This is a genomic window from Curtobacterium sp. C2H10, from assembly GCF_025407985.1.
GTDB lineage: Bacteria > Actinomycetota > Actinomycetes > Actinomycetales > Microbacteriaceae > Curtobacterium.
Genome location: NZ_JABXGF010000001.1, coordinates 238,011 through 245,906, shown reverse-complemented (window position 1 = coordinate 245,906; position 7,896 = coordinate 238,011). Strand labels below are relative to the sequence as shown.

The window sequence follows — 7,896 nt, the reverse complement described above, 5'->3', positions numbered from 1 at the left end:
CTACTGCACCGCGGCGCGCAGCGGCGCCGTCGCGAACTCCCGCATGCCGCGCTCGAAGTCGACCTCGGCACGCCACCCGAGCTCGGCGGCGATCCGGTCCGACGACGCCGTCACGTGCCGGACGTCCCCGAGCCGGTACTCGCCCGTGACGACCGGTCGCGGCCCCTCGGGGCCGGCGATCGCGGCCGCCATCTCGCCGATGGTGTGCACGACGCCGGAGCCGACGTTGTACGCACGGAAGGTCTCCGCCGGGAGCTCCGCCGTCGCGGCGATCGACGCGGCGTTCGCGCCGGCGACGTCGTCCACGTGCACGAAGTCGCGACGCTGGCGGCCGTCCTCGAAGACGCGGGGGGCCTCGCCGCGGGCGAGCGCCGAGCGGAACAGCGACGCGACCCCGGCGTACGGCGTGTTCGCGGGCATGCCCGGCCCGTAGACGTTGTGGTACCGCAGGGCGATCGCGCGGCCTCCGGTGGCACGGGCCCACGACGACGCGAGGTGCTCCTGCGCGACCTTCGTCTGCGCGTACACGTTGCGAGGGTCGAGCGCGGCGGACTCGTCGATCAGGCCGGGCAGGAGCGGCGTGCCGTCCGGCCCGATCGGGTCGAACTCACCAGCGTCGAGGTCGGCGCGGCGACGGGCGGGTGGACGCACGGGCTCGCCGGCGGCGGTCGTGTACGCCCCCTCGCCGTAGACGACCATCGAGCTCGCGACCACGAGCCGGCCGATGCCGTGGCGGTCCATGCCGGCGAGGACGTGGGCCGTGCCCGCGTCGTTCGTCGAGACGTAGTCCGGGGCGTCCTGGAAGTCGACGCCCAGGCCGACCTTGGCGGCCTGGTGGCACACCACGTCCACGCCGTCGAGGGCCGCGTCGAGGGCGACCCGGTCGCGGACGTCGCCGTGCACGAACTCGATGCCCTGCTGCTGGTGGGCGGTGACGACCTCGGCGGGGTCGCCGTGCACGTCGTCGCGGAGGGAGTCGAGCACGCGCACCTCGTGGCCCTCGGCCCGGGCGCGGCGGACGATGGCGGAGCCGATGAAGCCGGCGCCGCCGGTGACGAGCAGGCGGGTCACGCGGTGGCTCCCGTGGTCGCTGCTGCGGGCCGTGCGCTCGTCATGGCGCTCGCACTCGCCTCGGCCGGGACGAGCTCGCGCGGGGCGTAGTCGTCCGGGATCGCCGCCACGATCGAGCCGATCGCGCGGACGATCACCTCGTTCGCACGGGCCAGGCGCTCCATCACCATGCCGTGCGTGACCGGGGCCTCGCCGGTTCCGGCGGCTGCCTGCGCTTCCGCCTCGGCCTCGGACGGGGCCAGGCCGGCGTCGGCGTCGGTCACGAACGAGAGGTTCACCGTCCCGATGCCGAGCTCGGCCGCGAGCGGCACCTCCGGCGTCATCGTCATGTTGATCGTGTGGCCGCCGGCCTCGCGCATCCAGACGGACTCCGCACGCGTCGAGAACCGCGGCCCCTGGATCACCACGCACGTGCCCGTCGGGCGGAACGGCACGTCGAGGCGCTCGATCGCACCGATCGCGACGCGTCGGAGCACCGGGTCGAACGGGTCCGCGAAGGAGAGGTGCTGCACGGCGTCCTCGAAGAACGTGTCCGCGCGGCCCCACGTGCGGTCGATCAGCTGGTCGGTCACGACGAAGGTCCCCGGGGCGTAGTCGGGGTGCAGCCCGCCGACGGCGCTCGACGACACCACGGCGCGGACCCCGAGCGACCGCAGCGCCCACAGGTTCGCGCGGTGGTTGATGCGGTGCGGGGCGACGGAGTGCGCGCGGCCGTGCCGGGTGAGGAACGCGACGCGCTTGCCGGCCATCGTGCCGATGCTGATCGGGCTCGACGTGGCGCCGAACGGGGTGTCGACGTCGATCTCGTCCGCGGTGCCGGGTTCGAACAGCTCGTAGAGGCCCGAACCGCCGATCACCCCGATGCGCGTCTCGTCCACAGCCCCGGTCGTGGTCACGTCGTTCTCCACAGGTCCTCCGAATGGTCCTCGGCGCGTTCTGCGCGCTCGTTACGCTACTGGGACCGCCCCCGGCCGGACCGGGAGCGGGCACACTTCTCACCTGTTCGGAGGCGCACGTGCGAACGATCGGTCAGCACCGCGACGAGATCGCGGCCCTGGTCGCGCCGGTCCTGTCCGCCAGGCGCTCCGCGGTCCCGGAGGCACGGGACATCGACGACCTCGCCACCGGTGCCGGCGGCGGACGGGGGCACCGCGTGCTCGCACGTGCCGTCGTCGCACCCGTGCCGCTCCCACCGTTCGACAACAGCCAGATGGACGGCTTCGCCGTCCGTGCCGCCGACGCCGGTCGCGTGCTGCGGGTGGTCGCCCCGATCCCGGCGGGGACGATGCCACCGGCGCTGGACCCCGGGACCGCTGCGCCGATCATGACGGGGGCGCGCATCCCGCTCGGCGCCGACGCGGTGTTCCCGGTCGAGGCCACCGACCCCGGGGCGTTCCCCGCGGCGCTGGCCTTGGCCGAGGTCACGGTGCCGGACGACCTCGCCCCCGGGACCTTCGTCCGGGCGACGGGCACCGACCTGCCGAGCGGGGGCGAGCTGGCTCCTGCCGGTGCTGCCGTGACACCCGCGGTGCTCGGGACGCTCGCCGCGGCCGGGGTCTCGACGGTCGACGTCGTCCGGCAGCTCCGCGTCCTCGTCGTGTCCACCGGCTCCGAACTCCAGGGCGCCGGTGACGCCACGATCGGCGACGCCAACGGGATCGCACTGCGGGCGGCGCTCGCCGAGGTCGGGGTGGCCTCGCGGTCGGTGCGGGTGCCGGACGACGAATCGACCTTCGTCGCAGCGCTCGACGATGCGGTGGGGGACTGGGCCGACCTCGTGGTCACCACGGGGGGCATCAGCGCCGGGGCGTACGAGGTCGTGCGGCAGGCCCTCGAACCGCGGGGTCTCGCCGTCACCCCCGTCGCGATGCAGCCCGGCGGCCCCCAGGCGTTCGGTACCGTCGAACTCGCCGGGCGTCCGGTCCCCGTGGTGTCCTTCCCCGGCAACCCCGTGTCGGCGCTCGTCTCGTTCGAGGTCTTCCTCCGCCCGCTCCTGGCGGCGGACGCCGGGATCCCCGACGACCGCGTCGCCGCGGTGCTGCCCGCTGCGGACACCGCGACCTCGCCGGAGGGCAAGCACCAGGTCCGGCGCGGCCGGGTCGAGGACGGCCGCGTGCACTTCGTCGGGGGTCCCAGCTCGTACCTGCTCGCGCACTACGCCACCGCCACGCACCTCGTCCACGTCCCGATCGGCACCGCCACGGTGGCGCCCGGTGACCCGCTGACCGTCTGGAGTCTCCGTTGACCGAACCAGCACCCGCCGCCGACGAACTCTCGCACGTCCGCGCCGACGGCACCGCCCACATGGTCGACGTCTCCGAGAAGGACGTCACCGCGCGGTCCGCCACCGCGACCGCGACCCTCGTCACCCGCCCCGACGTCGTCGCCCGCATCCTCGACGGCTCGCTGCCCAAGGGCGAGGTGATCGGCACCGCCCGCATCGCGGCGATCATGGCCGTGAAGAAGACCTCCGACCTCATCCCGCTCTGCCACCCGCTGCCGATCGCCGGGGTCGAGGTCGACATCACCGGCGACGACGACCGCGTCCTCGTCGAGGTGTCCGTGCGGACGACCTCACGGACCGGCGTCGAGATGGAAGCGCTGACCGGCGCGAGCGTCGCGGCCCTGACCGTGTACGACATGGTGAAGGCCGTCGACCGTGCGGCCACGATCACGGACGTCCGGGTGCTCGAGAAGCACGGCGGACGCTCGGGAGACTGGAGCAACCGATGACCTCGCAGCCGACCAAGGGCCGGGCGGCCGTCGTGGTGGTGTCGACCCAGGCGTCCGTCGACCCCGCGCTCGACCGGACCGGTCCCGTCATCGCAGGCTGGCTCCGCGAGCGAGCCTTCACCGTGGCCGAGCCGGTCATCGTGCCCGACGGCGGCCCGATCGCCGAGACGGTCTCCGCCGAACTCCTGTCGGACGCCCGGGTCGTGATCACCACGGGCGGGACCGGCGTCACCCCGACCGACCGCACGCCCGAGGCGATCGCACCGCTCATCGACCTCGAGCTCCCCGGCATCACCGAGGAGATCCGGCGCCGCGGACTCGCCGGAGCAGGACCGACCGCGCTGCTCAGTCGTGGCATCGCGGGGATCGCCGGCGGCGGCACCCTGATCGTCACGCTCCCCGGGTCCCGCGGCGGTGTCGCTGACGGACTCGCGGTCCTCGACGGCCTGCTCGACCACGTCCTCGCCCAGGTCTCGGGCGAGGGCCACGCCCCGCGGAGCGCCTCGTGACGGACGCTGCGGCGGCTCGCGACCGGGTCGTGGTGGCCGACGTCGTGGACCGCTCGATCACCGTCGACGAGGTCTCGGCCGTCGTCGCCACCGACCAGGACGGCGCCGTCGTCACCTTCGCCGGGGTCGTCCGCGACCACGACGGCGGCAAGGTCGTGACCGCGCTCGAGTACGAACGGCACCCGAGCGCCGGCGACGTCATCGCCGAGGTGGCCCGGACCATCGCCGACGCCCACCCCGAGGTCCGCATCGCCGTGCTGCACCGCGTGGGCGCGCTCGGCATCGGGGACGTGGCGCTCGCCGCAGCCGTGTCGTCCCCGCACCGGGCCGAGGCGTTCGCTGCCTGCGGTGCGCTCGTCGACCTCGTGAAGGAGCGGGTGCCGATCTGGAAGCACCAGCGGTTCACCGACGGCTCCGACGAGTGGGTCGCCGCCCTCTGACACATCCTCAGTCGATCTGGTTGCATCGGGGGCGATGACCGACACCGCAGCACGAGCCGCGTCCCGGTGGGCGCTGGCCGAGGAACGCGCACGGCTCGTGCTCGACGCGCAGCCGCCGCGCCGCCTGCCCATCGCCACGCTGACCGTCGCGTTCGCAGCAGCGGTCCTCGCGCTGATCGCCGCTGCACTCGTGTTCGCACCGGACTCAGACGGACGCTGGGTGGCGGCGACAGTCGGCGTCGGCGTCGGCTTCGCGGTCGTCATCCTCGACTCGAGCCGGACGTTCCGATCGAGCCGGCACCCCGAGCGACTCCCCGTGACCCGGTCGCTGTCGGGCCGTGAGCGGCACGCCGTCGACCGGGCGATCCGGGGACGTGCGGACGCTCCCGACGAACGGCTGGACGTGGTGCGCGCGACCGCGGTGCAGTCGAGCAGCGGCCGCGCCCTGCTGTCCACCGGCGGTTGGCTCGTCCTCATGACCTCGGTCGCGGTCTCGAGCATCTTCTTCTGGCCGCTCTACCTCGCCGCCGCGATCGCCGCCGCCGTCGCGGTCGGGTTCGGGTTCCGCGACGTCGTCGTCGCACGTCGGTACCTCACCGGCGACCCTGTGGATCCCCGCAGCGGACCGTTGCCGGATCGCAACCGCGCCACGCGTTCGGGGCGTAGCGCCGGTTCCTAGCCGATCCATAGAATCCGAGACCATGAGCGTGCTGTTGTACGGGGCCGGCGTGGTCCTGCTGGTCTTCGCCCTGATCGACATCCTGACGAAGACCGACGACCAGATCCGTGGGCTCCCGAAGTTCGCCTGGGCGCTCCTCGTGGTCCTCGTCCCCGTCGTCGGCAGCATCGTCTGGTTCGCCGTCGGACACGACTGGGCGCCGGGCGAGCGGAACCACGGCCGGTACCTCGAGCCGGCTCGCCACGAAGACCGGTACGCCACGCTCGGCGATGCCCGCAACGCCCACGGCGACAAGCGGGTGAGCGGCACGGAGCAGGAGCTCGCCGAGCTCGAGCGCGAGATCGAGTACTGGGAGGCGCAGGCGCGCCTCAAGCGGGCGAAGGAAGCCGCCGGCGAGGGCGAGCCGACCACCGGGACCTGACCCGCGCCTCCCGACCCGCGCCGCACCCCTGACGGACGCTCGGTGCGAGGTCCCGCCCGACGTGCGACCCGAAGCCCGTCCCACGGAGCGAGGAACCTCGCACGCTGCGGACCGCCTCCCGCACCGACCACCCGGCCACGCCGCCTACCCTTGACGGGTGGCTCATCTCCTCGGCGCCGAGAACCTGCATCTCGAGTTCCCCACCAAGGTCGTCTTCGACAACGTCACCCTCGGCATCGACGAGGGCGACCGCATCGGCGTGGTCGGCCGGAACGGCGACGGCAAATCGACCCTCCTCGCCCTGCTGTCCCAGCGCCTCGAACCGGACGGCGGCCGCGTCACGCACCGCCGCGGCCTGACCGTCGGGTACCTCGACCAGCGCGACATCCTGCCTGCGGGCGAGACGGTCGGCACCGTCGTCGTGGGCGACCTCGCTGAGCACGAGTGGGCCGGCGACCCGAAGATCCGCGACATCATCGGCGGCCTCGTGTCGGACATCCCGTGGGACGTGTCGGTGGACGAGCTGAGCGGTGGCCAGCGCCGCCGTGTCGCCCTCGCGCGCCTGCTCGTCGGCGACTGGGACGTCCTGTTCCTCGACGAGCCCACGAACCACCTCGACGTCGAGGGCATCCAGTGGCTCGCCGAGCACATCAACCGCCGGTGGTCCGCGAACCAGGGCGGAATGGTGGTCGTGACGCACGACCGGTGGTTCCTCGACGCGGTGTCGACCGACACGTGGGAGGTCCACGACGGCGTCGTCGACCCGTTCGAGGGCGGCTACGCGGCGTACATCCTCCAGCGCGTCGAGCGTGACCGGCAGGCCGCCGCGAGCGAGCAGCGCCGGCAGAACCTGGCCCGCAAGGAGCTCGCGTGGCTCCGCCGCGGCGCCCCGGCCCGCACGAGCAAGCCGAAGTTCCGCATCGACGCGGCGAACGCCCTCATCGACGACGTGCCGCCGATCCGCGACACGGTCGCCCTCGCGAAGACCGCCACCGCGCGCCTCGGCAAGGACGTCGTCGACCTGCTCGACGTGAGCGTCTCGTTCGACGGCACCGAGATCCTCGACCGCATCGAGTGGCGGATCGCGCCGGGGGAGCGCACCGGCATCCTCGGCCCGAACGGCGCCGGCAAGTCGACGCTCCTCAGCCTCGTGTCCGGACGCCTGCAGCCCACGAGCGGCCGCGTCAAGACCGGCAAGACCGTGCAGGTCGCCGTCCTCGACCAGCAGCTCGCCGACCTCGCGCAGTTCGCCGACGACCGCGTCCGCGAGGTCGTCGCCCGCAAGAAGACGAGCTACGTCGCCGACGGCAAGGAGATGACGCCGTCCCAGCTGCTCGAGCGGCTCGGTTTCACCTCGGCGCAGCTCTCCACGCCGGTGAAGGACCTCAGCGGTGGCCAGAAGCGCCGCCTGCAGCTCATGCTCATCCTGCTCGACGAGCCGAACGTCCTGATCCTCGACGAGCCCACGAACGACCTCGACACCGACATGCTCGCCGCCATGGAGGACCTGCTCGACACCTGGCCCGGCACCCTCCTCGTCGTGAGCCACGACCGGTACCTGCTCGAGCGCGTGACCGACCAGCAGTACGCCGTGCTCGGCGGGCACCTGCGGCACCTGCCCGGCGGCGTCGACGAGTACATGCGGCTCCGTGCGGCCGGCACCGGTGGCGGGACCGCGTCAGCGGCTGCCGCCGCGTCTGCCGGGAGGCCCGACACGGCTGGCGGGACCGGCTCGGCCGGCGCCGTGGCCGGGTCCACCGCCACGGCCGGTCCCGGCGCGTCGGCCGCGGCCGCCTCGGGCTTGTCGGGCGCGGAGCGTCGGACGGCCGAGAAGGAGATGTCGGCGCTCGACCGCAAGATCGCGAAGGTCGGTGCCGACCGGAAGCAGCTGCTCGACCAGTTCGCGACGCACGACCAGTCGGACTACGCCGGGCTCGGCGAGCTGCAGGCTCGCCTGGCCGGTCTGGAGGCCGAGGTGGACCAGCTCGAGGAGCGCTGGCTCGAGGTCGCGGAGCAGCTCGGAGTCTGAGCGGTCTCCGGGGG

Annotated in this window: 9 protein-coding genes and 1 pseudogene; 8 read left to right on the top strand and 2 right to left on the bottom strand. The window is 73.5% G+C overall.

From position 1 onward, the window contains the following. Both HWD93_RS01160 and HWD93_RS01155 read right to left on the bottom strand, forming a co-directional pair. Window positions 1-1,071, bottom strand: coding sequence for an NAD-dependent epimerase/dehydratase family protein (locus tag HWD93_RS01160; RefSeq protein ID WP_261645787.1), 1,071 nt, complete (start codon window positions 1,069-1,071; stop codon window positions 1-3). After that, window positions 1,068-1,967: an MTAP family purine nucleoside phosphorylase gene (locus HWD93_RS01155; RefSeq protein WP_261645786.1), complete on the bottom strand. Its 900-nt coding sequence runs from the start codon at window positions 1,965-1,967 to the stop codon at window positions 1,068-1,070. The genes HWD93_RS01160 and HWD93_RS01155 overlap by 4 nt, the downstream gene beginning before the upstream one ends. A 119-nt stretch (window positions 1,968-2,086) precedes the next feature. Between HWD93_RS01155 and glp the strand changes: the two genes are divergently transcribed. The 8 genes and pseudogenes from glp (at window position 2,087) to HWD93_RS01120 (ending at window position 7,882) form a co-directional block, all read left to right on the top strand. Further along, entirely contained in the window at window positions 2,087-3,316 is a 1,230-nt protein-coding gene (glp, locus tag HWD93_RS01150; protein ID WP_261645785.1) for a gephyrin-like molybdotransferase Glp, read from the top strand. After that, complete coding sequence (gene moaC / locus HWD93_RS01145) at window positions 3,313-3,804, top strand: cyclic pyranopterin monophosphate synthase MoaC (protein ID WP_261645784.1); 492 nt, start codon at window positions 3,313-3,315, stop codon at window positions 3,802-3,804. Before glp ends, moaC begins: the two co-directional genes overlap by 4 nt. After that, complete coding sequence (locus HWD93_RS01140; RefSeq protein WP_261645783.1) at window positions 3,801-4,313, top strand: molybdopterin-binding protein; 513 nt, start codon at window positions 3,801-3,803, stop codon at window positions 4,311-4,313. The genes moaC and HWD93_RS01140 overlap by 4 nt, the downstream gene beginning before the upstream one ends. Next, window positions 4,310-4,753 carry a molybdenum cofactor biosynthesis protein MoaE gene (locus HWD93_RS01135; protein WP_261645782.1) on the top strand — a complete coding sequence of 148 codons (444 nt, stop codon included), beginning with the start codon at window positions 4,310-4,312 and terminating at the stop codon, window positions 4,751-4,753. The genes HWD93_RS01140 and HWD93_RS01135 overlap by 4 nt, the downstream gene beginning before the upstream one ends. A 34-nt stretch (window positions 4,754-4,787) precedes the next feature. Further along, window positions 4,788-5,432 carry a hypothetical protein gene (locus tag HWD93_RS01130; protein WP_261645781.1) on the top strand — a complete coding sequence of 215 codons (645 nt, stop codon included), beginning with the start codon at window positions 4,788-4,790 and terminating at the stop codon, window positions 5,430-5,432. Window positions 5,433-5,454: 22 nt separating this feature from the next. Next, window positions 5,455-5,853 carry a PLDc N-terminal domain-containing protein gene (locus tag HWD93_RS01125; RefSeq protein ID WP_261645780.1) on the top strand — a complete coding sequence of 133 codons (399 nt, stop codon included), beginning with the start codon at window positions 5,455-5,457 and terminating at the stop codon, window positions 5,851-5,853. 157 nt (window positions 5,854-6,010) lie between these two features. Further along, window positions 6,011-6,479, top strand: a pseudogene (locus tag HWD93_RS19610) (ATP-binding cassette domain-containing protein); the annotation flags it as partial. Window positions 6,480-6,535: 56 nt separating this feature from the next. After that, a complete protein-coding gene (locus HWD93_RS01120) occupies window positions 6,536-7,882 on the top strand; it encodes an ABC-F family ATP-binding cassette domain-containing protein (RefSeq protein ID WP_374115129.1) in 1,347 nt (448 codons plus the stop codon). Window positions 7,883-7,896 lie beyond the last annotated feature (14 nt).